Below are 439 nucleotides of genomic sequence, written 5' to 3'. Positions count from 1 at the left end.
CTGCCCGCCTTTCACGCCGGCTTCGGCATTCCCTTCGAATGGCAGCACAAGATCCCGTCGCCCTATCCCTACCGCAACCCGGTCGGCGAAAACGGCGACGCGATCATTGCCGCGTCGCTCGCCGCGCTGAAGGCGAAAATCGAGGCGATCGGGCCGGAGCGGGTCGCCGCCTTCTACGCCGAGCCGATCCAGGGCTCGGGTGGTGTCATCGTGCCGCCGAAGGGCTGGATCAAGGCGATCCACGCGCTCTGCCGCGAATACGGCATCCTGTTCATCGCCGACGAGGTCATCACCGGCTTCGGCCGCACCGGGCCGCTGTTCGCCTGCACGGAAGAGGACATCGTTCCCGATTTCATGACGACCGCGAAGGGCCTGACCTCGGGCTATGTTCCCATGGGCGCCGTGTTCATGGCCGACCATGTCTACCAGGTCATCGCCG

The 439-nt window shown here is 65.8% G+C and carries 1 protein-coding gene; it reads left to right on the top strand.

The window, feature by feature from the left end; all coding sequences use genetic code 11:
- The coding region (locus tag EN852_RS35090; RefSeq protein ID WP_135879617.1) for an aminotransferase class III-fold pyridoxal phosphate-dependent enzyme at positions 1 to 439 on the top strand (439 nt) is incomplete at both ends.

The sequence above is a fragment of the Mesorhizobium sp. M2E.F.Ca.ET.209.01.1.1 genome (assembly GCF_004010375.2).
Classification (GTDB): Bacteria; Pseudomonadota; Alphaproteobacteria; order Rhizobiales; family Rhizobiaceae; genus Mesorhizobium.
This window is presented reverse-complemented; position numbering and strand designations above follow the sequence as displayed.